The organism is Streptomyces sp. NPDC002265, assembly GCF_040296125.1.
Classification (GTDB): Bacteria; Actinomycetota; Actinomycetes; order Streptomycetales; family Streptomycetaceae; genus Streptomyces.
In genome coordinates, this window is the sequence record NZ_JBEOWS010000016.1 from 15,623 (window position 1) to 40,318 (window position 24,696).

General features: G+C 70.6%; 22 protein-coding genes and 1 pseudogene. 11 read left to right on the top strand and 12 right to left on the bottom strand.

What is annotated here, in order from left to right:
• Window positions 1–177 precede the first annotated feature (177 nt).
• Window positions 178–1,617, top strand: a complete 1,440-nt coding sequence (gnd, locus tag ABT085_RS04915; RefSeq protein ID WP_351602193.1) for an NADP-dependent phosphogluconate dehydrogenase — start codon at window positions 178–180, stop codon at window positions 1,615–1,617.
• 159 nt (window positions 1,618–1,776) lie between these two features.
• On the opposite strand, the gene ABT085_RS04920 is transcribed toward gnd, so the two are convergent.
• From ABT085_RS04920 to panD, 4 genes are all read right to left on the bottom strand, one after another.
• Window positions 1,777–2,427, bottom strand: coding sequence for a LysE family translocator (locus ABT085_RS04920; RefSeq protein WP_351602196.1), 651 nt, complete (start codon window positions 2,425–2,427; stop codon window positions 1,777–1,779).
• A 495-nt stretch (window positions 2,428–2,922) separates the two neighbouring features.
• Window positions 2,923–3,561 (bottom strand): aspartate/glutamate racemase family protein, encoded by a 639-nt coding sequence (locus ABT085_RS04925; protein ID WP_351602199.1) that lies wholly within the window; start codon window positions 3,559–3,561, stop codon window positions 2,923–2,925.
• 7 nt (window positions 3,562–3,568) lie between these two features.
• The gene (locus tag ABT085_RS04930; protein WP_351602201.1) at window positions 3,569–3,916 is read right to left on the bottom strand and encodes a GNAT family N-acetyltransferase; all 348 of its coding nucleotides are present in this window, start codon (window positions 3,914–3,916) and stop codon (window positions 3,569–3,571) included.
• Between the two features lie 95 nt (window positions 3,917–4,011).
• Complete coding sequence (gene panD, locus ABT085_RS04935; protein WP_162468873.1) at window positions 4,012–4,431, bottom strand: aspartate 1-decarboxylase; 420 nt, start codon at window positions 4,429–4,431, stop codon at window positions 4,012–4,014.
• 496 nt (window positions 4,432–4,927) lie between these two features.
• On the opposite strand from panD, the gene ABT085_RS04940 reads away from it, so the two are divergent.
• The 9 genes from ABT085_RS04940 (at window position 4,928) to ABT085_RS04980 (ending at window position 13,008) form a co-directional block, all read left to right on the top strand.
• Window positions 4,928–6,004 carry a methyltransferase domain-containing protein gene (locus tag ABT085_RS04940; protein ID WP_351602209.1) on the top strand — a complete coding sequence of 359 codons (1,077 nt, stop codon included), beginning with the start codon at window positions 4,928–4,930 and terminating at the stop codon, window positions 6,002–6,004.
• A gap of 921 nt (window positions 6,005–6,925) precedes the next feature.
• Window positions 6,926–7,861: a PP2C family protein-serine/threonine phosphatase gene (locus tag ABT085_RS04945; protein ID WP_351602212.1), complete on the top strand. Its 936-nt coding sequence runs from the start codon at window positions 6,926–6,928 to the stop codon at window positions 7,859–7,861.
• Between the two features lie 504 nt (window positions 7,862–8,365).
• Complete coding sequence (locus ABT085_RS04950; protein ID WP_351602214.1) at window positions 8,366–9,058, top strand: TetR/AcrR family transcriptional regulator; 693 nt, start codon at window positions 8,366–8,368, stop codon at window positions 9,056–9,058.
• 44 nt (window positions 9,059–9,102) lie between these two features.
• Window positions 9,103–9,774 (top strand): enoyl-CoA hydratase-related protein, encoded by a 672-nt coding sequence (locus tag ABT085_RS04955; RefSeq protein WP_152890261.1) that lies wholly within the window; start codon window positions 9,103–9,105, stop codon window positions 9,772–9,774.
• 27 nt (window positions 9,775–9,801) lie between these two features.
• Window positions 9,802–10,215 carry a molybdopterin dinucleotide binding domain-containing protein gene (locus ABT085_RS04960; RefSeq protein ID WP_351602217.1) on the top strand — a complete coding sequence of 138 codons (414 nt, stop codon included), beginning with the start codon at window positions 9,802–9,804 and terminating at the stop codon, window positions 10,213–10,215.
• A gap of 55 nt (window positions 10,216–10,270) precedes the next feature.
• The gene (locus ABT085_RS04965; protein WP_351602220.1) at window positions 10,271–10,714 is read left to right on the top strand and encodes a PaaI family thioesterase; all 444 of its coding nucleotides are present in this window, start codon (window positions 10,271–10,273) and stop codon (window positions 10,712–10,714) included.
• Window positions 10,715–10,797: 83 nt separating this feature from the next.
• Window positions 10,798–10,977 (top strand): hypothetical protein, encoded by a 180-nt coding sequence (locus tag ABT085_RS04970; RefSeq protein ID WP_351602223.1) that lies wholly within the window; start codon window positions 10,798–10,800, stop codon window positions 10,975–10,977.
• Between the two features lie 194 nt (window positions 10,978–11,171).
• Window positions 11,172–11,849, top strand: a complete 678-nt coding sequence (locus ABT085_RS04975; protein ID WP_351602226.1) for a hypothetical protein — start codon at window positions 11,172–11,174, stop codon at window positions 11,847–11,849.
• Between the two features lie 76 nt (window positions 11,850–11,925).
• Window positions 11,926–13,008: a DNA polymerase III subunit beta family protein gene (locus ABT085_RS04980; protein ID WP_351602229.1), complete on the top strand. Its 1,083-nt coding sequence runs from the start codon at window positions 11,926–11,928 to the stop codon at window positions 13,006–13,008.
• Between the two features lie 215 nt (window positions 13,009–13,223).
• On the opposite strand, the gene ABT085_RS04985 is transcribed toward ABT085_RS04980, so the two are convergent.
• Window positions 13,224–15,989: an ADP-ribosylglycohydrolase family protein gene (locus ABT085_RS04985; RefSeq protein ID WP_351602232.1), complete on the bottom strand. Its 2,766-nt coding sequence runs from the start codon at window positions 15,987–15,989 to the stop codon at window positions 13,224–13,226.
• Between the two features lie 541 nt (window positions 15,990–16,530).
• On the opposite strand from ABT085_RS04985, the gene ABT085_RS04990 reads away from it, so the two are divergent.
• On the top strand, window positions 16,531–16,992 hold the full coding sequence (locus tag ABT085_RS04990) for a restriction endonuclease subunit S domain-containing protein (protein ID WP_351602235.1): 462 nt from the start codon (window positions 16,531–16,533) through the stop codon (window positions 16,990–16,992).
• Between the two features lie 18 nt (window positions 16,993–17,010).
• Here ABT085_RS04990 and ABT085_RS04995 read toward each other — a convergent pair.
• The 7 genes and pseudogenes from ABT085_RS04995 to ABT085_RS05025 form a co-directional block, all read right to left on the bottom strand.
• Window positions 17,011–17,172 (bottom strand): annotated as a pseudogene (locus ABT085_RS04995) (DUF2398 family protein); the annotation flags it as partial.
• A gap of 55 nt (window positions 17,173–17,227) precedes the next feature.
• On the bottom strand, window positions 17,228–18,202 hold the full coding sequence (locus ABT085_RS05000) for an antibiotic biosynthesis monooxygenase (RefSeq protein WP_351602238.1): 975 nt from the start codon (window positions 18,200–18,202) through the stop codon (window positions 17,228–17,230).
• Between the two features lie 6 nt (window positions 18,203–18,208).
• Window positions 18,209–20,926 carry a molybdopterin-dependent oxidoreductase gene (locus ABT085_RS05005; protein ID WP_351602241.1) on the bottom strand — a complete coding sequence of 906 codons (2,718 nt, stop codon included), beginning with the start codon at window positions 20,924–20,926 and terminating at the stop codon, window positions 18,209–18,211.
• A complete protein-coding gene (locus ABT085_RS05010; protein ID WP_351602244.1) occupies window positions 20,923–21,750 on the bottom strand; it encodes an FAD binding domain-containing protein in 828 nt (275 codons plus the stop codon). Before ABT085_RS05010 ends, ABT085_RS05005 begins: the two co-directional genes overlap by 4 nt.
• Window positions 21,751–22,075: 325 nt before the next feature.
• The gene (locus ABT085_RS05015) at window positions 22,076–22,768 is read right to left on the bottom strand and encodes an HhH-GDP family DNA glycosylase (RefSeq protein WP_351602247.1); all 693 of its coding nucleotides are present in this window, start codon (window positions 22,766–22,768) and stop codon (window positions 22,076–22,078) included.
• A 255-nt stretch (window positions 22,769–23,023) separates the two neighbouring features.
• Window positions 23,024–23,332: a hypothetical protein gene (locus ABT085_RS05020; protein WP_351602249.1), complete on the bottom strand. Its 309-nt coding sequence runs from the start codon at window positions 23,330–23,332 to the stop codon at window positions 23,024–23,026.
• Window positions 23,322–24,545: an RNA-guided endonuclease InsQ/TnpB family protein gene (locus ABT085_RS05025; protein ID WP_351602252.1), complete on the bottom strand. Its 1,224-nt coding sequence runs from the start codon at window positions 24,543–24,545 to the stop codon at window positions 23,322–23,324. Before ABT085_RS05025 ends, ABT085_RS05020 begins: the two co-directional genes overlap by 11 nt.
• Between the last annotated feature and the right edge of the window lie 151 nt (window positions 24,546–24,696).

Consider the following 24,696-nt stretch of genomic DNA (forward strand, 5'->3'; position numbering starts at 1 on the left):
GCTGAGGCGGGAGGGGGTTCCGGCGCGTATCTGCGTACGCGACATGGAACAGCCCGGACGTGCGGTCGGCGAACCGGAACGTCAGGATGGTCGATGCGGCGATACTGAGCGCGACAGCGGCAATACTGACGGACACGACCGGCACGACCGATATCAGGATGCTTAGGAGCCAACCGTATGAGCACTACAGCCCAGATCGGCGTCACGGGTCTCGCGGTCATGGGCCGCAACCTCGCCCGCAACTTCGCGCGCAACGGGTACGCGGTCGCGGTCCACAACCGGACCTCGGCTCGCACCCACGCGCTGGTCGAGGAGTTCGGGCACGAGGGTGAGTTCGTCGCGGCCGAGACCGCGAAGGACTTCGTGGCGGCGCTGGAGCGGCCGCGCCGGCTGGTCATCATGGTGAAGGCCGGTGAGCCGACGGACGCGGTGATCGAGGAGTTCGCCCCGCTGCTGGAGCCCGGCGACATGATCATCGACGGCGGCAACGCGCACTTCGCGGACACCCGGCGCCGCGAGCGCGCCCTGCGCGAACAGGGCATCCACTTCGTCGGCACGGGCGTCTCCGGCGGCGAGGAGGGCGCGCTGAACGGCCCGAGCATCATGCCGGGCGGCTCGAAGGAGTCGTACGAATCCCTCGGCCCCATGCTGGAGAAGATCTCCGCGAAGGCGGCGGACGGCGCCCCCTGCGTGACGCACGTGGGTCCCGACGGCGCCGGGCACTTCGTGAAGATGGTCCACAACGGCATCGAGTACGCCGACATGCAGCTGATCGGCGAGGCGTACCAGCTGCTGCGCGACGTCGCCGGTTACTCCCCCGCGCAGATCGCGGAGATCTTCCGCACCTGGAACACGGGCCGGCTCGACTCGTACCTGATCGAAATCACCGCGGAGGTCCTGTCGCACGTCGACGCCGCGACGGGCAAGCCGTTCGTGGACGTCGTCCAGGACCAGGCGGAGCAGAAGGGCACCGGCCGCTGGACGGTCCAGATCGCCCTGGACCTGGGCGTTCCGGTGTCCGGTATCGCGGAGGCCGTCTTCGCCCGCTCGCTGTCCGGGCACAGCGCGCTGCGCGAGGCCTCGCGGGGCCTGGCCGGGCCGAAGGCCACCGCGCTGTCGGAGTCCGAGGCCGCGGCCTTCGCGGACCGGGTGGAGCAGGCGCTGTACGCCTCGAAGATCGTGTCGTACACGCAGGGCTTCCACGAGATCGCGGCGGGCAGCGAGGAGTACGACTGGGACATCGACCTCGGCGCGGTCTCCTCGATCTGGCGCGGCGGCTGCATCATCCGCGCGGCCTTCCTGGACCGCATCCGGGCCGCCTACGACGCCCGGCCCGACCTGCCGAGCCTGCTGTCCGACGAGACGTTCGCGCAGGAGATCGCGGCCGCGCAGGACGACTGGCGCGAGGTCCTGATCGCCGCGACCCGCGAGGGTGTCCCCACCCCCGGCTTCGCCGCGGCGCTCGCCTACTACGACGCCCTGCGCGCCGAGCGGCTCCCGGCCGCGCTCACCCAGGGACAGCGCGACTTCTTCGGTGCGCACACCTACCGGCGGGTCGACCGGGAGGGCTCGTTCCACACGATGTGGGGCGGCGACCGGTCCGAGGTCGAGGCGTAACCGCTCGACGACGTCAGGACGGACCGTACGACCGCTGCCCGCCGCACCGGCGGGTGACCACGGCGGGCGACCACACAGGTCGCCCGCCGTCGGCGTGTCCGGCGTCGGCGCACATGGTCATGGTCAGGGCAAGCAGCGCCCCGGCAGGTGGGCCCGGGCTCAGTCGCCGAATGCGAGCCGGATGCCGAACGCGCCGACGACCGTGCCGGTCACCCGGTCGAGCAGGCGCCGGGTGGAGTGGCGGCGCAGCCGGTCGCGCAGCAGGTGGGCGCAGCCGACGAGGACGGACGACCAGAGCGTCCCCAGCACGACATGGGTTCCGGCGAGCAGGACGCCCATCGCGAGATGTGAGCTGCCCGCCGGGACGAACTGCGGGAGCACGGCCACGTAGAACGCGCCGACCTTGGGATTGAGCAGGTTCGTCAGCGCACCCTGCCGCCAGCCGCCACGCAGCGTGTCCGGGGCACCGTCGGCCTCCTGCGGCTCTCCGGTCGGCTCGCCTTCCGGCAGGCCGGCCCGGCGCCGGGTGGACCAGATCATGCGTCCGCCCATCCAGACGAGGTAGGCGGCACCCGCCCAGCGGACGACGGCGTAGGCGAGCTGGGAGGCGGTCAGCAGGGCGGTGACGCCCAGCGAGGTGAGGACGCCCCAGGTCAGGGTCCCGGTCTGGATCCCGAGGACCACGCCCCAGGCCCGACGCCGGTGGCCCAGCGCGGCGGTCCGCAGCACGAGCGCGGTGTCCAGTCCCGGTGTGAGGGTGAGCAGGCCGACGATCACGGCGAAGCCCCAGAGGGCGGAGAAGTCGATCACGCGACGACCCTAGGGCTGGAGGGCGCCCTGAAGCCATGATCGTGCCCGCTATCGGGCAGCGGTGAACATCTATGGATGTCCGTCAGGTGAGCGGGGGTCCCGGTTCGGGGTTCGGTACCGGCTCGGGGCCCGGCGGGATCGGCGAGGGCGAGGGGTCCGGAGGGCCCGGTGCCGGGGGTGTCGGCCCGGGCTGCGGCGGCTCCGGCGGAGTCGGCACCGGGGGCGGTGCGGGGACCGGGGACGGAGGCTGCGCGGGGTCCGGGAACGGTGCCGGCGGCTGTCCGGGGTCCGGAGCGGGCTCCGGTGGCTGCGGGTCCGGGCCCGGCGTCGGTCCGGGCGGGACCGGATCGGGGTACGGTGCTGGCTGCTGCATGGCGTCCTCCGGCGAGTCGGTGAACCTCGGCTCTGGACCACTCCCCGCGTACCCGGTGCCCGAGCCGCCACTCACCCGAAGGGGCCCTGGGGCCGCCGGGCCCCGCTCTCGCTTCGGAGCCCTCAGGCGACCCGCGCGGCCTCGACCGCGGCCGTGAGGCCCGGCCGCGGGCTGGCGAGCACGGGGACCGACGTGGTGGCGAGCTCCCGGGCCGGGGCCATGGAGGCCTGGGCCAGGACGATCGCGTCGGCGTCGGTGACGGCGTCGGCCGCCTCCGCCACCAGGCGGACGTACCTCTCGCCGTCGCCGGCCTCGAAGCACGCCCAGGCGCCGTCGACCAGCACGGTGCGGACCGTGACGGGCCGGGCGGCGCCGCGGGCCTCCTCCTCGATCAGGTCGGCCGTCGGGCCGAGGGTGCTCGCCAGGGCCGCGAGGACGACGACCCGCGACCCGGCCGCCACCGCGGCCGCCGCCATCGGACGGTCGACCCGCAGGACCGGGACGCCGGCCTCGGCGCCGTACGCCTCCGCGACGGCGCCGATGGTCGAGCAGGTGCACAGCACCGCCCGCGCGCCGCCGTCCACGGCACGGTCTACGGCGGCGCGTACGTCCGCCGCCACGGCGTCCGGGCCCGTGGCACGGGCCCGCTCCAGCAGCCCCTCGTCGACGAAGTGCCGCAGCTCCAGTCCCGGATGTGCCTCGTCGCGCAGGGCGTCGAAGACCGGGACATGGACGGGCGAGGTGTGCAGGAGCGCGAGCACGAGCGGTTCAGAACCTTCCGGGGTGCGCGATCAGCCAGTCCTTGGCCGCCCGCAGCAGCTCCGGGTCGGCGGCCGGGGCCTCGTCCGGGTGGCGTTCGGCCCACTTGACGACGTACGGGCACAGTGGGGCCACCGGGACGCCCTCGCGGGCGGCGATGACGTACAGCTCTCGCGCGAGCGAGCCCGCGATGCCCTTGCCCTCGTGGGCCGGTTCGACGATCGTGTGCACAGGCACCAGGGCTCGCGCGGGGGCCTCCAGCACGAAGTACTCGATACGGCCGGCCACTTCACCGTCGGCGGCCAGCGCCTCCAGGCGCCCGCCCGTCCGGTCGTCACGGATCGTGATGTCACTCATGGGTTCCCCCTCCAAGTACGGCTCGAATGTACGGCTCGAATGTACGGCTCGAAGTACGGTTCGGAATACGGTCGGATGCTCCGGCGTCCCCGCGGTCAGACTCCGACCGCCTGCGGGCTGCGCTCCTGGTCCGAGCCCGGCACCGGCTGCGACGGGTCGGCGCCCAGCGCCACGATCCGGTTGTCGCCGTCCACGTGCACGACCCGCGGACGCAGGGTGCGGGCCTCGGCGTCGGTGACCTGCGCGTAACTGATGAGGATCACCAGGTCGCCGGGGTGCACCAGATGGGCCGCGGCCCCGTTGATCCCGATCACCCCGGACCCGCGCTCCCCCTCGATGACGTACGTCTCCAGGCGGGCACCGTTGGTGATGTCGACGATGTGGACCAGCTCACCGGGCAGCAGATCGGCCGCGTCCAGAAGATCGGCGTCGATGGTCACGGATCCCACATAGTGCAGGTCGGCCTGGGTGACGGTGGCTCGGTGGATCTTGGACTTGAACATGGTTCGCAACACGTGAGCGCTCCCGGTATTCGGCTCCCTGCCTGCTGTTGCAGGTCAAGGGCGTTTTCCACTTTACAACTGCAGACCTCGCACTGATTTTCCGCCTGCTGTTCAGGTACCGGCGCTGACCGATCGCCGGGATTCCTGACGCAGTGCCAGGCAGACGTGGAGGCGTCCAGGTGCATCCACTCCGCCCTTGAGGGCAACAGGCGGATCCAGACTACGGAACAGCGCTTCGGAGCACATTGAGAGCCCCGTCACGCGGAGATGCCGTGATGTAGGCACAGGGTGACGCCTGCTGGGCATCGAGTTCTGGCTGCCCAATGACGCGTCATCCGCATTCCCTCTCCGCCCTCGTCGGTGGAGCGCGGCTCGTCCGCCCGCGATCTGCTGTGTTTTGCGCGACTTTCTTCCCTGGGCCCGAGGTAGCGTCAGGCGCACGAAGGGCGAGAGGAGGTTCCCTCCGCCACAAACCGTGGGTCCGGCCGGATCGATCGGAGGTGTGGTCGTGTCGGTCGACATGAGCATCGTGGACGAAGCGAAGTTGAACGAGCTGCTCGGGAAGGTCCTGACCGATCTGGGCGCGGTCGCGGCGGCACCCCTAACCCTGCTCGGGGAGAGGCTCGGGCTCTTCCAGGCCCTCGTGGACGGCGAAGCCGTGACCCCGGGGCAGCTCGCGGAACGCACCCGGACCACCGAGCGCAACGTCCGCGAATGGCTGGCCGCGATGGCCGCCGGCGGATACCTGACCTACGAGGGCGATGACCGCTTCCGTATGTCACCGGAACAGCGTGCGGTCTTCGCCGAGGAGAACAGTCCGGTCTTCGCGCTGGGCGGGTACCAGTCGTTCCTGTCCTGCGGCTCGGCCGAGGAACGGGACAGGCTGGAGCGCGCCTTCCGGGACGGCCACGGCGTCGGCTGGCACGAACACCACCCGGACTTGTTCGCGGGGACGGCCCGCTTCTTCCGTCCCAGCTACGCCGCACACCTGGTGGACGAGTGGCTGCCGACGCTGACCGGCGTGGTGGAGAAGCTGCGCACCGGCGGCAGGGCGGCCGACGTGGGCTGTGGACTGGGCCACTCCACCGTGATGATCGGCAAGGCGTTCCCTGGCGCACTGGTGACCGGCTTCGACAATCACGGGCCCTCCGTCGACGCGGCCCGGGAGCTGGCGGCGGAGAGCGGTGTCAGTGGCCGGGTCTCGTTCGAAACGGCCGGCGCCAAGGACTTCGCTGGCGGGCCGTACGACCTGATCGCGTTCTTCGACTGCCTGCACGACATGGGTGACCCGGTCGGCGCCTTGGCGCACAGCAGAGAGCAGCTGGCCGAGGGCGGCAGCATCATGCTCGTGGAGCCGTTTGCGGGTGACCGGCTGGAGGAGAACCTCACACCGCTCGGCCGCGCGTACTACAGCGCCTCGACCCTGATCTGCACGCCGGTCTCGCAGTCCCAGGAGGCCGGCCGCGCTTTGGGCGCCCAGGCGGGCGAGGAGCGCACCCGTCAGGTCGCATCGGAGGCCGGCCTGGCCCGTTTCCGCCGGGCGGTGCAAACCCCGTTCAACATCGTCTACGAGGCCCGCGTCTGACCACGGAACGCCCGTGGCCCGCTCACGTCGACTGTCGTCGGCTTCTGACGCGATCGAGTGGAGTCGGGCCCTGGCCGGTCGGTCAGGTCCGGTGCAGTCGGCGGGCTTCGGTCCACTCGTCGTTGCGCTCGGCCAGGACAGCGCCGACCGCTTGTCGAGTTTCCAGACGCCCCGTCAGGCGATCGCCGGAGGACTTCACCCCCTCACACGAACCCCACCGCAGCACCGGGGAGTGCCTTCGTGCGGCGGGTCGGCTGCTCGCGCAGGCGCTCCCGCACCGCTCCCGGGAAAGGCGAGGGCGTCGGCCTCGGCCTCAGCAGGCCGGGTAGCCGACGTCCACCCAGGCCGACGGGCCGCCGGCGGCCACGACGAACCGCCCCGTCGGGATGGTCCTCGACGGGGCTCCGCCGCAGCGCTCGCTATCACGCCGCTGTCGCCAACCGTGCGACCCCTCCCGGACATGAAGGCCATGACCTGTGGTTCGTGCCAAAGACGGCCGTGGTCCCAGACCACGTGCGCCCTCGAAGAGAGTGAGGCTCGGCCCGGGGAGGCGCGAGCTTCACCTTGTCGGTCCTTGACGACGGGCTCCGACCCCTGGGCCGCCCACCGCGGAAGGGCCGCTCACAGCCGGGGGCGTTCCGAGGGGGCTGCACGGCGCGGTCCAGCGGCCGGTCGGCGCGCATGGGCGCCGGTACTCTCACGGAACGAAGCCCGTTATGCCCCGTTAAGATGATTTTTGTGATCAGGACACGACGACCCCGGCACCACCGCCCTTCATCCGATGACCCACGCGAGATCGTCGTGCTGTCCCCCGTGATTCTCACCGTCCTCATCACTGGCTTGGCCTTCGCCACTCCCAGGGAGATCGCCTTCAGCCGTCTCCTGCCTGCCGCACCCGCCCTGGCCGCTGCGGTGTGGCCCGTGCTCCCGACGATCGCGCTGGGGGCGTTCTGCCTGCTGTCCATGATCGGGCTCAGCCTCGTGTACTCCGATCTCGGAACGCCCTATACGGCGGCTGCGATCGTCGCGGTCACTTTGGCGGCCGCATATGCGAGTCATCTTCGACTCCAGCGAGAGGAAGCGCTCTTCCAGGTCCGGCTCGTCGCCGACGCAGCGCAGCAGGTGTTGCTGCGCCCGCTGCCGCACCGTGTCCAAGGCCTCGATGTCGAGTCGCTGTATCTGGCGGCTCAGGAGCAGGCCCGGATCGGAGGCGACTTCTACGAGGTGGCCGACACGCCGTACGGGGTTCGGCTGCTCATCGGTGACGTGCGCGGCAAAGGGCTGCCGGCCGTGGGAGCTGCCGCGGCGGTGATCAACTGCTTCAGGGAGAACGCGTACGACCAGCCCGACCTGAGGGGCGTCATCCATCGGCTGGAGACGAGCATAGGGCGCTACAGCGTCGCGACCCTCGACCCGGATCAGCCTGAGCACTTCGCCACTGCTCTGATCGCCGAGATCCCCAGCGGCGGCGGACATGTCAAAATCCTCAATTGTGGACATCCTCCGCCACTGGTGATGCGCAACGGCGAGATCCGCGTCCTTGAGCCCACCGTCCCCTCACCACCCCTCAACCTCGCGACGCTCCTCGGGGACGACTACAACGTCGACACCGTCGCCTTCGCCTCCGGCGACCAGATGCTGCTCTACACCGACGGCGTGACGGAGACCCGGGACCGGGCCGGCACGTTCTTCCCGCTACCGGAGTGGATGCGGCAGCTCGGCCCGGCGACGCCCCGTGAGCTGCTGCACCGGCTTCACCGAGACCTACTCCATTACAGCGGCGGAAGGCTCGATGACGACATCGCGGCCGTCGCCGTCCGCTGTAGGCGCCCCGGGACTCCAGAGCGCTCCGCGTAGGTGACTGGAAGCCGTGTTACGGCTGTGTCTGCTCCCGGTGAGCAGGCGAGCGCGCCAGCGATGCGGCGCACCCTGCGCGGCGACAGGCTCCTGGCCCCTGCCGAGTCGCGCATACGATGCCGCCGGCCGCGAGCCGGCCCGCGCCTTCAAGGACGCAATCACCACGGGGTCGGCCGGGGACGAGGGCGCACGGCTCGCCGCGCGGCACCGCCGCAGCCCGGGCGGTCCGCAGCCCACCCACGCCTGCCGCGCCGACGGGCATCTGCTCTCGACGTCCTGCTCCCGCACAACGTTGTTGACGTTCACTGCCCGGGCTTCCCCGTTTCGCAAGCCGCAGCCCGCCGTCATGACGATCTCGAGAGCAAGGATGTGATCCGCGGCGGTCAGCGCCGTTTTCACATAGTCGAGGGACGGGATGAGCGCCTTCTCGCGGGCGTACTCCGGCTTCTGGACCCCCTTCACCGGGTCGTCCGCGATTCAGTGACCGCCGGCAACCCCTCTTGCATGTTCTATGGCATACACCTTAAGTTACTGACAGGTAGACCGTTTGGTGGGCCGTACGGCCATGGGGAAGCCGGTGAACAGATGAGCCCGCGCAAGAGTGAAAGCCGTGACCGGATGGTCCTCAGTGCTGCAGCTCTGCTGCGTGAATACGGTGCGAGCGCGACCAGCATCGACCGGGTGCTCGCCCACAGCGGAGCTCCTCGGGGCTCGGTGTATCACCACTTCCCCGGCGGGCGGGCGCAGCTCATCGAGGAGGCGCTGGCACTGGCGGGGGACTTCCTCACGGGGCTGATCGACACCGCGATGCAGGTGGATGACCCGGTGGCGGCCGTCGACGCGTTTTTCCGGCTGTGGCGTGACCGGCTCGTGGAGAGCGGCTTCCGGGCCGGCTGCCCGATCGCGGCGGTGGCCGTGGAGACCAACGACGATGCACCCCAGCTTGCCCGCTCGGCCGCCGCGGTCTTCGCCCGCTGGCAGGAGGCCCTCACGGCTTTTCTCGTCCGGCACGGCCTGACCGAGGAACGCAGCCGCCGACTCGGTGCCTTCATGATCGCCGCCGTCGAAGGCGCGGTGATCATGTGCCGGGCCGAACGGAGCACCGCCCCGATCGAGGCAGCCGCCGCCGAGATCCACGACCTGCTCCTCCACGCCCTGCGCGACCGCCCCGGTGCCGAATCCGGTCCCCGGCCATAGCCCGCAGTCGCTTGTCCAATTCATCTCAGCCCGAAGGAGTCGCCATGCCCTCACTCGACCGTCAGGACAACGTCTTCGTCCTCGATCTGGGAGACGGAGAGAACCGCTTCCACCCCGACTGGCTCACCGCCGTCGGCGCCGCGCTCGACGAGGTGGAGAAGGCGGAAGGCCCTCGCGCCCTGGTCACCGCCGCCACCGGCAAGTTCTACTCCAACGGGCTCGACCTGGACTGGCTGTCCGCCCACACCGACCACCACCAGGACTACGTCGTCACCGTCCACGAGCTGTTCGCGCGGATGCTGTCGCTGCCGGTCATCACGGTGGCCGCGCTGCAGGGGCACACCTTCGCCGCCGGCGCGATGTTCTCCCTCGCTCACGACTTCCGCGTCATGCGCGCCGACCGCGGCTACTGGTGCCTGCCCGAAGCGGACATCAACATCCCCTTCACCCCCGGCATGGCCGCCCTCATCCAATCCCGGCTGGCGCCGCAGACCGCGCACGAGGCCATGATCACCGCCCGTCGCTACGGCGGCGCCGACGCCGCGGCCACCGGCATCGTCGACCAGGCCGTCACCGAGGAAGCCGTGCGCTCCACCGCGATCGAGATCGCCCAGGCACAGGTGAACAAGGCCGGCGACACCCTCGGCACCATCAAGGCCCGCATGTACGCACCGGCCCTGGCCACCCTGCGCGACACCACCAACCCGCTCGGCTGACCAGCACCTCACGGACCGCACCAAGCCGTGCCCTGGGCGCCGTCTCCCGGGGCAGGAGCTGCCCCGACCGCCCACCGCATCAGGGCGTTCACCGCAAACACCATCTTCCGCGACAACACCTGGCGCGAGCGCGACCAACAGGACGCCCTGCGCGTCAGCCCGCACGACGCCGAACGGCTGAGCCTGTCCGACGGCGCCCTCGCCCAGATCACCGCGTCGCGCGGCACCACTGAGGCGGTGGTCGAGAGCGACGACCGCCTGCACCCCGGGCACGCGGCCCTGCCGAACGGCTTCGGCCTCGACCTGCCCACCCAAGGCGGCGGCACCGAACGCACCGGCGTCGCTCTGAACACCCTCACTGACCTCACCTGGCGCGACCCCATCGCCGGAACCCCCTGGCACAAGCACGTTCCCGCCCGTGTCCAGCCTCTCCCCGCCTGATGAACACCCCGCCCCTCGGGGCGGCACCACCAGCACCATGCAAGGAGAACGACCCGTGACCACCACCGACCTCACCGCCATGACCGGCCTGGAACTGATGCGCTGGGTGCAGACCGAACGCCCCACTGACATCCCCTCCATCGGCCGCCTGCTCGGCATGCGCTTCGACGAGGTCGCACACGGCCGCATCGTCATCTCCCTCGACACCCGCCCCGACTTCGCCAACCCTCTCGGCACCGTCCACGGCGGCATCGCCGCCACCCTCCTCGACTCCGCCATGGGCTGCGCCGTCCACACCACCCTCCCCGCCGGCACCGGCTACACCACCCTCGAACTCAAGGTCAACTACATCCGCGCCGCCCGCACCGAGGGCCAGACCCTCACCGCCGAGGGCACCGTCATCCACGCCGGCCGCCGTACGGCGACCGCCGAAGGCAGGGTGCTCGACGAGCAGGGCAAACTGATCGCCCACGCCACCACCACCTGCATGATCCTTTAGGTCGCTCGCCGAGGCTCGCTTCACCTGCCGTGAAGGTCACGTTCCGCGTGGGCCGTCGGCGGCCGAGGCTGCGGGGGCAGCGCGTGGACGATGGCAGCGCGCTGCCCGAGCTGCTGGCGCAGGAACTGGTTCTCGACCGTGGCCTGGTGGAGGGCGCCGGGCGGCGCAGGAGGTCACTGCCGCGGGTACAGGTCAGCAAGCCGGACACCGTCCGGCCTGATGCTGATCATTTGCTGACCCGAAAATGGCAATCAAGGCCCTGACCTGCGGAAACACCCAAGCGCTAGATCTTGGACTTGAACATGGTACGAAGCGCGAAGAAACCCCCGAATTGTCTGCTCCCTGCCTGCTTTTGCGGGTCAAGGGCGGCCCACGCCGTACATCGACACGCCTGGGCTCGAAGCCTTCCAGGTCGACGCCGACGTTGACCCAGTCGGCATCGGCGGTCAGGTCGTAGATGCCATACGAAATGGCGGCATACCGGCTGACCTCCGACGAACAGGGCTCGATCTACGCCGAGACGGAGATCGCCCGGTCGATGTGTCTGACGGTGCGGGACGTCGTCCTCCGCCTGCACCCCGACCTGCCGTACCGCACGTATGTCATGGTGAAGGAGCAGCAGGGCCAGGAACTCCGAGTGACATGGCAGGACGACTTCGTCACCAACACCGTCTGCCAGTCGGCCGCCGACAACGGTACCGGGCAGGACACGGACGGTTCGCAGGACTGGCAGCCGAACGAGGACGGCTTGGGGCAGGCGTTGATACCCAGTACCGACAGCGCGGCGATCCGGGTCGCGGACGGCGCTACCCGGAAGATCATCGCGGGGACCAACGGGATGCGTCAGACGCTCGGTACGGATCGTGTGCTCGGCAATGGGCAGATCAAGGTGGGCTTCGACCCCGCCAATTCGGTGATGTACGTCTGGTCGGACTACGTGCAGTGGAACGAGCAGCAGGTCGACGCCTGGGCGGGGCTGGCCGCCGGGGATGCGTGCCGGGCTCTCGTGAGCGAACGGGAGAGTGCGGGAAGCGCCTGGCCGTACTCTCGCTGTGCCGTGGCGGAGATCGGCGGCTCCCACTACATGATGATCCGTTGGGGCACGGCCCTCACGGGAGCCGACTGCCCGGTCTGAGTTGTCGAGCCGGGCCGTGGCCGAGGTTGACCCTCGACCTTGTCGAGGGCCCAGAGTTCCGGGTGTGGAGAACGAGATGCGCAGCATCGGGGAGATGGCCCGGGACGGCGGACTGAGCGTGAGCGCGCTCCGGTTCTACGACCGTGCCGGTGTGCTGGTCCCCGCCTGGGTGGACCCGGTCAGCGGCTACCGCTGGTACGAGCCCGAACAATTGGAGGAGGCCCGGTTGCTGGCCCGATTGCGCCGCGCCGGCATGCCCCTGGCGGACATCCGGCTGGTACTGGCCGGGTGGGCCGGCACGGACTCGGAGCTGGTGCGGGGTCTCCTTGACGCCCACCTGCGCCGTCTCGAACTGGGACTGTCCGATGCCCGCAGTGAGTTCTCCACACTCCGAGCCCTCCTCGACCACAGGGAGAACCCCATGCCCTCGCTCGCCACCGCCACTGTCCGCCTGTCTGTGCCCGCCGCGGAGCTGGCCGCCGCGCTGGACTCGGTCCGATTCGCGGCCGGTACCGACCCGGAGTTGCCGATGCTCGGCGGGATCCTGTTCGATATCGAGAGCGAAGGGCTGAATGCGGTGGCCACCGACCGGTACCGAATGGCGGTCGCGCGGGCCCGTACGACCGGGCACGGCGATTTTCATGTCCGGACCGTCGTTCCACTGCCGCTCGCCGACGCGATGCGGGCACTGCTGGCCGGCGACGAGTCCGTCCACCTCGTCGTGGACGGTGACCGTGTGACGCTGGAGGCGGGGGATCGGCAGACGGCCGGCCAGAGTCTCGGCTCCGAGTTCCCCGACTATCGTCGTCTCGTCCAGCTGTCGGCCGGTCGCCGGGCCCGTGTCGATACAGCGGCTTTCCGAGATGCTCTGGAGACGGGTCCGGTCCGCGCGGGCGAGGCACGCAAGCAGGACGGCGAGCCCTGCGCCCTGAGCGTGCTCCGGGTGACGGGGAACGGGACCGTGATCGTGTGCGAGGACGGTGACGACGACCAGGACAACGTCGCCGTCAACCGCGAGTTCCTGCTGCACGCGCTCGCCGCCGGAGCCCGGGACGAGCTGATCCTGGAGCTGGGCGCTCCCACGGCACCGCTCGCAATCCGCCGGCCCGACGACGCGGACAGCTTCTCGATCCTGATGCCGGTGCGCCTGGAGGACTGAGACCGACCGGCAACAGGTAGCCGCCAGGGTTCGGGAGACGGGCTGGGTAGGGCCTGGGCACGAGTTCACGGAGTTCTCTACGCTCAGCAATCACGGAGGACCGCTGTGCCCGCGTTGCCATAGGCACGGGAAGTGCGACGTCTGTCATCGGCCCGGCCTACGGCCCTGTTCGGGGCCGTGGGCCGGGGCGAAGCAGAACGGAGTTCAGTGACGGGTCACCAGCCGGGGTAGCGGTCCCACCAGTTCGGGTCCCAGCCCGGGTCGTACTCGCTGCCACTGGGTGCGTCCGTGAGTTGGGCGACTAGGTCGCGGGCCAGGGTGTCGAGGACCCAAGCCAGTTCGTGACGGCTGACGAGATCGACGGGCAGGGCCTCGACGCCGTGGGCCGCTCCGAGCAGTGCACCAGCCACGCAGCCGACCGAATCGCCGTCCGGCGCGTCGGCGGCAAAACTCAACGCGGCAGCGACCTGGGCCCGTTCCGGGAAGGATGCGGCGACGTACACGCCGCCCAGCAGGGCCGAAGGCGCGGTAGCGTCCGGCGCGAGCTTCACGAGCCGCTCGGTCTCGGCCGGGTGAGCGACGGCTTCCTCAACCACGGCGGTGAGCCGGTCGAGCTCCTCGGGGGCGGAACCGAGACCGATACCACGGAGGGCACGAAGGCCTTCCCGTAGCGCCTGCCGCACCTGCGTCCGACCGCCGGACGAGGCCTGCGTCTCGGTCAGGCCGGTCAGGCAGTGCTGGGCCAGAACCACCGCTTGGGCAGTCGCGCCCTGCGCGGCGGGGTCGCCGTGGGTGAGGGCTGCGATCCGGCGGGCCGAGTCAGCTGCCGGCTCGGAGCCGTGGGCGGCGCCGAGCACGGCGACCGGAAGGGTACGGGTGAGCGCGTGGCAGCCGCGGCTGGTCGTCGGCATCTCCACGTGGCCGTGCACACCCTTGGCGAGCGCGGCCACGGTCGCCGGTGCCGAGCCGCGCCGTTCGGCCAAGGCGGGCACCCGGGCGAGCCACCCGTCGGGCCACATCTCCTCGCCTGATGCCCAGCGGTGGGCCTGGAGACCTTGTAGGGCCGCCCACCGGCAGTAGGCGTGCCACACCGCCGAGGACGGGGCGGGGGGAAGACTCCTGTGGTGGCCGCGAACCCACGCGCGGATGGTTCCCTCGGTGGTGAAACAGGCCAGCTGGGTGCTCACCCCGGCCCGCAACGGACCGTCGGTCGGGAGCTTGCCCTTGGCGCGGCCGAGCGTGTCGCCGATCGCCAGACCGAGCAGCAGCCCGCGTACCCGGGAGATCGCGTGCTTCTCCTTCAGGAACTCCCGAGGCATCCGGTCCACGTCGGGCTCCACGGAGAACGGCGAATCCTGCTCGGCGGCGGCATCGTCGCACAGACCGGTGCTGACGACCGTCGTCCCCACGCCCGCCGTGACGTCGTGCGCCTGATTCCTCCATGAAACGGCTCCGGCCGTCTCCCCTCCAGTGGCTGCCGGGGTGGTCAGCTCGTACACCGCGCTGCACAGTTCGGGGTGTGCCGACAGGTGCCAGCCGTTCACGAGCGCGGCGCGCAAGTCCTTCAGTGCGGTCTCGGGGTCGGTGCCGGTGGCCAGGCGGCTGTAGACGGCGGCAACGGCCGGGGTGCGGCTCTGTCCGGCGTAGCAATGCAGAAGGACCCGCTTGCCTTCCTGGCGCAGCCGCAGAACTTCACGGGCAGCCTGGTCCACGACGTAGTGGAGGTTGGCATTGTCTCCCTGCTGGTCCACGAGCCAGACGCGGACGTGCTCGACGTCGGTACCGGGCAGGACCGGACCCGTGCCCATACGGCACAGCGACACCACGGCGTCGACGTCGACCGGTTCGGCGCCCTGGGCCGTCGTCAGGTTGCCCAGCACCACCCCGGGGTCGTGCGGGTGCGGTATGGCGAAGCGGGAGTGGGAGGAGGGCAGCTGCGGCGCCGAGGGCCAGCCGACGGCGTCGTCGCTGCCTCCGCGGGCGGTGAGCAGAGCCAGCCGGACCAGATCGGCCCCGTTCAGGCCCGGCCAGCCATTGACGGCCCGCTGCCATTCCAGCGGTACGCTGGAGCAGCCCCAGCGTGCGCCGAGCAGGGCGCCGGCGATAGCCGCGACGGTGTCGGTGTCCGTTCCGGCGCGTACCGCTGCCTCCAGGGCCAGCTGCAGGTGCTGGGCGGGGAAGCCGCCCTCGGCGGGGTTCAACTCCGGTACGGCGGTGCGGTTGATCGCCGACCATGCGGCCTGGAGTGCATGGACGACCCAGCCGTTGTTGGTGAAGTGGTGCGGCGGGTGGGCCTCGGCCTCGTCCAGCCTCTCGGCCCATATGTCCCGGCGTTCGGCGGGGAGGAGGTCCAGGCCGGCGCGTACGCCGTCGAAGTTCCCGTCCAGCACCGCGGTGCGGATGCCGGAACACCACAACACGCAGGCGTCGGCGCAATCGGGGTCGGGGTGGGTGAGCGCGCTGACTGCGACTGCGGCCTCGGCCATGGCCGCGGCGTCACCGAGGTGGGCGAGGGCCACGATCCCGGTGCGCATCAGGGAGCCGTTGCCCGCGCTGCGCGCGTTGCCGGCGGTGTACTCGCGGGCGGCCTCCCGCATCGCCGTGCCCGCCGACCCGGGTGCGCGGACGGCGATGCTCAGGATCAGGCTGGTCTGGTTGCCGACATCGCTGGCGCCTTCGCCCAGCCAGTCCTGGAAGTTGGCGGCGATCGCGTCCAGGGCTTCCCGGTCGCGCAGATCCGCTCCGGTCGCCGCCACCTGGGCGATGCAGACCTGCATCTGGGTGTCGTCGGAGTACTCACCGGGTTCGTACGGTCCCAGGCCACCGCCGATCATCCTCGGCTGCTGATCATCGCTGAGCGTCGCCTTGAACTCGTACGGCACGCCCAGCGCGTCGCCCACGGCCGCGCCGAGCAGCACTCCGGCGGCCCGGTCGGCAGCCCGCGCGTCCAGCTTGGGGTTGGGTATGGGGATGCGGGCCATGAGGACTCCAAGTGGCGTGACGGCCCGCGTACACCGAGCCGGGCGGGTCGCGTGATGCGGGAACGAAGTGGTCATTCGTCCTGAGGGGAGCGGCCAAGGAGGCAGGGACACCGCCAGACGCTCGTGAGGGCATCACCGGTGTGACGGCTGCTCAGCCTCGCACGACGACACACTTATCGTCAATGGGACGCTTATCAATGCCCGGGGCTTGCCTTCGCCATAGCCGCGGTCGAGCCGAACCAACCGGCTCGAGCCCTGGGGCGGCGCGGGCGGACAGCGCGAATCATGTCGCCTGGCCGTTACATGCCGGCGAGCGCCGAACCGTCCGGCCTCGAACTCGCGACGTCCTGGGCGAAGTTGGAGACGCGGCTCGCCGATCTGGCCTGTCGAGCCCAGCGCCTGTCGGAGCTCGGTTTCGGCACCGGCAGGTCGCAGACCATGGCCGGTGTGGGCGACCTCGTCAAGGCCGGCGCCCTGCCCTTGCGCGTGGGGCAACAGCCGGTGGACGGCGCGACGGCAGCCGGCAGCCGGCAGCTCCACAGTGCCTCTCCTCACCATCGCCGACCTGCTGGCGAACGGCACTGCCAGCGGTCTCGTCGACGCCGCATCGGCATCCGCGATCGCCGAGAAGGGCGACGTCGTGGTCGCCGGTGTCGTGCGTGCCTTCAAGGCATGGGTGCACGACGGGCCTCCGACGGCTCTCGGGTCACAGCTCTACGCCCTGCGGGTGGACCCCGCGAAGCTGGACGCCCACTTCCTCGCCGGCTGTCTGCGCGCGCCCTCCAACGGACGTCAGGCAGGAACCCACGCCTCCAGTTCCTCGCGGGTCGACATCCGGCGCCTGCAGGTCCTCCAACTCCCTCTGGAGGAACAGGCGGCGTACGCCGAGGTCTTCCGCGGTCCCAGGACCTTCGAGACGCAGCTCTTCGACGCCGGCGGCATGGGCAGGGGGCTGGTGAGCGACGTGATCGATCTGCTCGCGGCAGGCGGGCTGAGCGTCTGATCCGGACCGGCCGGGGTCTTCGGGACGCAGCCGGCCGACCAGCCGCTCCACGAGGAGCAGTGCGGCTTGAGCCACCGTCCCGGTGCCTGGCAGGTACAGGTCGGTGAGTTCGTCGTCGGTGTCGACCGGGGCGATGCCCTCGGCGCGGATCTCGGCTTCCAGGCTGAACAGGAACCCCAGGCCCGGAAGACGGCTCGGCGAACTCCCGCGCGGCGGCCACCGGTGCCCTCGTCGGTCACGGCAACGTCCACCACCGGACCGTGATCAGGTAGAAGACGAGCGCCCAAATAGCCATCACCAAGGCAACGGTGCACAAGCCCCGGACGTTGGTTCTTCTCGGGGGTTCGTCCGGGGGTGGGCGGAGCCAGCGGCCCAGGAGGGGGTTCACGTAGTAGGGCATCGTCAGGAAGCTCATGATGAAGCTCGACAGGAGGTTGCCGATCAGGAGGTTGATCCAGAGGGGCAGGTGGGCCGGGGACAGGGCCAGGGAGAGCAGGACCACGGTCGGGTAGAGGCCTACCCAGACGGCGAGGGAGGTCCTGGTCTCGGAGGGGGGCGGCGGTGCCTCCTTGCCGTTGCCCTCGAAGGCGAACCAGCTGCCGAACGAGTTGTCGATCGTGTGCAGCTTGTAGTCGCTGAACTTCTCGCCCTCCGCCAGGATCCGCTGTCGCTGGGGCGAGGTCAGCCAGGCGTCGAGGTGCTCGGCGTTGTCGTAGCGGTACAGCGTCGTCCATTCCTCCTGGAGTCCCTCGATGGGGCGGAAGAGCTCGGTCCCGCGGAATCCGTCGAACCTGCTCTCCTCCTCGACCATGCGGCGCTGCCAGTCGAGGAAGCTGTCGATCTGGTGCGGCGGGACGCGGTGGGTGACCACCACGGTGACCAGCGGATCCAGTGACTGGGAGCCGCTGCTGACCACCTGCTGGGTCGCCGGGCCGTCGAAATACTGCGCGCCGACGTCGAGAAACGTCTGTCTGGTCCCGCTGTTGATCCACGCCTGGAGGTGCGCCACCGAGTCGAACCGGTACACGACGACCCAGTCCGGCTGCAGCTGTGTCGGCGCGGAGATCTCGGCGCCGAGGAAGCCCGGGTAGTAGGCGGCCGCGGCGTTGAGGTCCTCCTGCCACGACCGGAACGGCTCGTCCATCCCGGGCAGGACCTTCTGCCCGATGATCGCCGTCGCCGCGGCGGCCACGTTCCGCTCGGTGTCCATGGCGGCTCAGCCTGCCGACACCGACTGTTCCGCGGGAAGCCGGCCGTAGATGCGTTCCGGGGTCAGCGGCAGCGCGCGGTAGCGGACGCCCGTGGCGTCGTGCACCGCGTTGGCCAGCGCGGGGGCGACCGGGTTGATGCAGCACTCGGCCATCCCCTTCGCCCGCATGGGCCCCACCGAGTCCGCCGATCCCACCAGGAGGACCTCGGTACGGGGGATGTCGGCATAGGTGGGGATGCGGTAGTTGCGCAGGTTCGGGTTGACCATGACGCCGTTGCCGTCGACGTGATGGTTCTCGGTCAGGGCGAAGCCGATGCCCTGGGCGACACCGCCCTCGATCTGGCCGCGTACCTGTGCCGGGTTGATGATCAACCCGACGTCGGCCGCCTGCACGCTGTACAGGATCCGGATCTCGCCCGTCACCCGGTGCACGGCGACCCGGAACCCGTGCGTGTTGGAGGTGACGCTCCGGGGCGAGCCGTACGCCTTGCGCGCGGCCCGGAACCGGATGCCGCGCCTGCGGGCCAACGCGACGAGTTCGGCCAGCGACACCCGCCGGTCCCCGCAGCTGACACCGTCGTCGTCCATCGAGCACATCACCACATGGACGCCGGTGTGGGCCGCGGCGAACTCCAGGATACGGTCGCGCACGGCGTTCGCCGCCCGCAGCACCGCGTTGCCCGCCACGAAGAGGCCGGCGCTCGCGAAGGCACCGGTGTCGAATCCCGTGCGGTCGGTGTCGGACTGCACCAGACGGATCCGGGACGGTGTCGTGCCCAGTTGGTTCGCCGCGATCTGAACGTGGGCCGTGGAGGTTCCCTCGCCGAACTCGACGGTACCGACGGCGACTTCGTAGATGAGATCGTCGCCGAGGGTGACCCAGGCCTCGGAGAGGTGTTCCGTCGGGGGCGCGGTCTCGTGCAGGGAACTCGCCGCACCCGCGCCGACGAGCCAGTCGGGGCCGGGAGGCGGCCGGTCGGCCGTACGGGCCAGGGCGCCGTCCACCAGGTCGATGCACTTGGCGAGTCCGTCCTCCGTGAAGGTCACGTCGTCGGGGCCGTCGTGCAGGGCGACCAGGGGCTCGCCGGGCCGCACGATGTTGCGCCGTCGCAGTTCCAGCGGGTCCAGGTGCAGGGCTCGGGCCAGTTCGTCCATCGCCGACTCCACGGCGAAGGCCGGCTGCGTCATCCCGTACCCGCGCAGTGCCCCGCTCGGCACGGTGTTGGTGTAGACGGAGTACGCGTCGTACTTCTTGTTGGGGCAGCGGTAGATCATGACCGCCGCGCCGCCCGCGAACAGCGTCTCGCCGCCGTGGTTTCCGTAGGCGCCGGTGTTGGACACGTTGCGCACCTGGAAGGCGGTGAGGGTGCCGTCGGACTTCGCGCCCAGCCTGACCGTCAGGGACATGGGATGCCGCGGCGAGGCGGTGGTGAACTCCTCCTCCCGGGTGAGCTCCAGGCAGACGGGCCGCCCGGTGTCCAGGGCGGCGAGCGCGACCAGGTCCTCCGTGATCACCTCCTGCTTGCCGCCGAAGCCGCCGCCGACGCGCTTGCAGAACACCCGCACCTGGTCCGGGCGCAGCGCGAACAGGTACTCCAGTTTGACCTTCGCGATCGACGGCGACTGCGAGCTGGTACGGACGTTCAGCCGGCCGTCCTCCATCCAGGCGATCGAGCCGTGGGTCTCCAGATGCGCGTGCTGCACCCGCGGTGAGAAGTAGGTGCCTTCGTGGATCACGTCGGCCGCGGCGAACCCCGCGTCGACGTCACCGATCTGCGAGTGCAGCTCGATCAGGATGTTGTGGACGGGGTCGCGGACGAACGGGTCGTGGGAGCCGTGCAGTTGGGGTGCGTCGTCGGCCATCGCCGCCTCCGGGTCGAAGACCGCGGGCAGCACCTCGTACGCGACGTCGAGACGCCGGCAGCCCTCCTCGGCCGCCCCGACCGTGTCGGCCAGGACCGCGGCGACGCGCTGACCGGCGAAGCGGACCGTGTCGTCGAGGATGTAGGTGTCGTCCGGGTCGACCAGGTGGTCGGTGTGGATCGCCGTGGTGAAGCGTCTGCGGGGCACGTCCTGCCAGGTGTAGACCCGGTGCACGCCGGGCACCGCGAGGGCGGCGCGCTTGTCGATGGAGCGGATCCGGGCGTGCGCGTGGGGCGAGTGCAGCACCTTGAGGTGCAGCATGCCGTCGATGTGGGTGTCCATGGTGAACTCGGCATGGCCGGTCACCACGTCGTGTCCCGCGGGCGCGCCGACGCTCGTGCCGACGGCCTTGCCCGGTGCGGCGGTCTCCACCGCGCCGACGCCTTTCACGGCGTCCTCGATCGCCCGGTAGCCGGTGCAGCGGCAGAGGTTGCCCTTCAACGCCCTCGGCAGGTCTGCCTTCTGCTCCTCGGTGAAGGTCGCCGAGGTCATGATCATCCCGGCGGTGCAGAACCCGCACTGGAACCCCGGAGCGTTCTCGAACTGCCGCTGCATGGGGTGCGGGGCGCCCGGCCGTCCGAGGCCCTCGATCGTGGTCACCGCACGTCCGTCCGCGCGGAACGCGGGGGTGATGCAGCTGTGCACCGGTGTGCCGTCCAGCCACACCGTGCAGGCACCGCAGTCGCCCGCGTCGCACCCCTTCTTGACGCCGAAGTGGCCGAGTTCGCGCAGGAAGGTGCGCAGGCACTGGCCGGGAGCCGGCTTCCGGTCGAACGACCTGCCGTTCACGCGGTAGCTCATGTCAGGTCACCCGCCGTCAGTTCGCGGCGGATCTCCTCGGCGAAGTGCCGGGTCAGATGCCGACGGTGATCAGGGGATCCGTTGGGGTCGTCGAACCAGACGTCGGCCGGCACCGCGTCGATGCTGCGCCGCAGGGTCCGGGCGTCGGGCACGGAGTCGAAGGCGATGCGGACCGGCCGGGTGGTCCCGGCGGTGATGGTGAGCAACAGGTCGTGCCTGCCCGGCTGTTGGGTGCCGACGAGGAACACGGTCGAGCGGCCGAGCCGGGTCAGCGTGAAGCGGCGGTGCGCGGCGCGTGCGCGCAGCGCGTGCTCCGGTACGGTGACGCGCCGCAGGATCTCGCCGGGCGCGAGGATGTTGCGGTGGTCGCCCGTGACGAAGTCGACGGCGTCGACGAAGCGCACGGAGCCGTCGGGTGCCCACAGTTCGTACCGCGCCTCCAGCGCGACCGTCAGCGTGATCATCGGGCCTGCGGGCAGGGACATGCAGATGTTGCCGCCGACGGTGGCCGCGTTCCAGACCTTGAACGAGGACAGGAATGCCTCGCAGCTCCGGCGGAAGAGGACTCCGGCGGTCCAGCGCACCGGCCACGGGAAGGCGTACAGATCGCGAACGGTGCAGGTGGCGCTGATCTCCAGGCCCCGGTCCGTCGGGACGAGGGGTTCCCAGCCCAGCGCCGTCAGGTCGATCAGCCGTCGCAGGTCCGGTTGCTCCATGGAGTAGAGCCATGTCCCGCCCGCGAGCCAGGCGTCGCCCTCGCGCCAGTCCGCGCCCGGCCGCTCGGACGGTCGGCGGACTACTTCGGTGATGGTGTTGAGGTCCATGAGAACCGACCTACGGGGATGCGGACACGCGGGAAGTCAGCGGTCCCCGGGCGATGTTGGAGTCGATTTCCTGCTGATCGCGCAGTTGTCGGCCGCCGTCCCGCACCGTTCGGGGCGGCTGCGCCACGAAGGACCGACGGACCCGGACACTCTTGTCCCAGTTTATCGCAGTATGGGGGCGTGAGCTCGGTCGAGGACGGCCACCTCGGGTGTGCCGCGGCGGCTCGGGACTGCCGCAGCGGCTTGGCGCGTGGCTGCCGCGGCGGCTCGGGTCTGCCGCAGTGGATATGGCCGAACCCGCCCGCGGCCCCCGGCCGTTCACGGCTCACGCGGGCGGCCGGGTCGCCGTGGCCGCGGCGAGGACCTCGCCGGCCAGTGGCTTGTCGAGCGCCGCGTGGACCAGGCCGTCCGCCAGCCGGGTGAGGTCGCGGTCGGGAGCGAGGCCGCCGAGCTTCCCGGGCGAGGCCGGCAGTCCGAGCCGCCGGGCCCCCTCCAGGGCCTTGCGGTCGATGTACGGCGCGAGCTCCGGCCACACTCCCTGTACGTCGCGCAGGAAGATGTCGGCGCCGGTGGGCCCGATCCCGGGCAGGTCCAGCAGGGCCTGCTTCGGATCGGGTTCCTCGCGCAACCGGCGCAGGTCACCGTGCCAGCGGTCGAGCAGCAGCGCGGCGCCGTTGCCGAGCATGGTGGCGGTGCGCTCGTCGTAGCGGCGGTAGCCGCTCCGGCCGAGTGCGTCCACGCGGTCCTGCCACGAGGCCTCCAGCATCGCCCTCGGGGTGCGCAGCCCCGCCTCGAACAACGCACGGGCGGCGGCTACGGCGGTGTCGGCCCGGATGGGGGCGCTGAGAAGGGTCGCCAGCACCAGCGTCTGGTAGAGGGGGGCCGGGGTGTTGCGCAGCCGGATGCCTGCCTGCTCCGCGTAGGTCCGCTGCTGGCGGTCGAGCAGTGCGCGGACCACCGCCTCGTCGGTGGCACGGGCGGTCCGTCCGCCGGACTTCGGATCGTTCTCGGTGGTCATAGCCCTGTCACCCGCCCTGTCACCCGCCGTGATCGGCTGTCACCGGGTCGGCGAGGGCTCCAGGGCCTGTTCGACCGTTCCCGCTTGCCGCGCGGCGCCATGCAGGCCCCGGAACCGTCCACCGTCCCCGTTCAGGGCACGCGAGTACCCGTGGGGGTGCGCTTCATGCGGCGGGGCGCGCCGCGGCACACACACCGCGGCCCGGTCCGCGCCGCGGGAGCGGGGAGGACCGGGCCGGTTCCGGGGGACTGCGGGTCAGGCGCCGGCGGGCACCGGGGTCCGCTCGGCGGTCGTCGTCGCGGCGACGGCCCGCCGCCGGTGGTAGGTGCGCAGCCGCAGCGTGCACCAGATGCCGATCACGGAGACGGCCATCAGCGCGACCGCGGGCGGCCAGTAGGCGCCGCCGGCCAGTGACGCCAGCCAGACCGCGGCGACCGGCGCGAAGCCGCCGAAGACCAGGTTGCAGATCTGGTAGGAGAGCGAGATGCCGGTTTGACATGCTCCTCGCCCTGAAGGGCAAGGATTCTGGCCTTCTCGACTGGTTGCCGTGCCGCTACGCGGCACGGTTTCCGGTCGGGAATCCGTGGCTTCCTGTTTCTTCGCGCTGTGCCAGAACAGGCTCTGGTCTTACCGGCGCTCCGCAGGCCGATGCCGCCAGTCCGGCGGCCTGTCTGACGTTGATCGCGGCGTTGGTGTCCCGGTTGTGGAGGGTGCCGCAGGCGGTGCAGGTCCATTCCCTTACGGACAGGGGTTTGGGCCCGTCGACCGCGCCGCAGGTGGAGCAGGTCTGCGAGGTCGGTGTGAAACGCCCGATCTTCACCAGCGTGCGTCCGTACCGTGCCGCCTTGTACTCCAGCATGGCCACGAACTGCGACCAGCCGGCGTCGTGGACGGACTTGGCCAGCCTGGTGCGCGCCAGTCCCGCCACCGACAGGTCTTCCACGGCGATCCCTTGGTTCTCGGAGATCAGCTTCGTGGAGAGCTGGTGGTGGAACTCCCGGCGGGCGTCAGCGACCTTGGCATGGGCGCGGGCGACCTTGAGACGGGCCTTGGCACGGTTCTTCGATCCCTTCTGCTTGCGGGACAGCTCCTTCTGCGCCTTCTTCAGCTTTTTCTCCGCGCGCCGCAACAAGCGCGGGGAGTCGATCTTCGTGCCGTCGGACAGGACAGCGAAGTGCGTGAGGCCGAGATCGATGCCGATGGTCTGCCCGGTGTCGGGCATCCGTGCGGCGTCCTCGGCGGGGTCGGTGTCGATGACGAAGGACGCGAAGAATCTGCCTGCCGCGTCCTTGATCACGGTGACCGACGACGGTGTGGCGGGCAGGGTGCGCGACCACTTCACCTTCACCGCGCCGATCTTCGGCAGGTTCAGACGGCCGCTGTCGGTGATCTTCCAGCGGGCGTTGACGGTGAAGCGGATCGACTGCCGGGCGTCCTTGCGGGACTTCAGGCGGGGCGGGCCCAGCTTCGGTCCCTTGCGGGTGCCCTTGAGGGAGGTGAAGAAGTTGCGGTAGGCGGCCTCGGCGTCACGCAGGGACTGCTGGAGCACCACCGCGCAGACCTCGCCCAGCCAGGACCGTTCCTTCGTCTGCTTCGCCTCGGTGATCAGCTGTCGGGACAGCTGTCCGGCCGTCGGGAACGGCAGCCCGGTCCTGCGGGCCTCCTCACGGGCGCGGACCGCGTCGTTGAACACGACCCGGGCGCACCCGAACGCCCTGGCCAGCGCGGCCTGCTGAGCGGCATCGGGGTACAACCTGAAGGCGTACCGGAGCTGCATGACGATCACACTAGGCATATCGAACCCGTGCCGTCACCGGGAACACACACGCGATCCGTCACCGTCACCGAGCACAGTCCGGCTCCGCCGGAACACCACCGCGACGCTCCGCGTCGCCACCACAGGATTCGCTTCACCCCCGGCCTGAAGG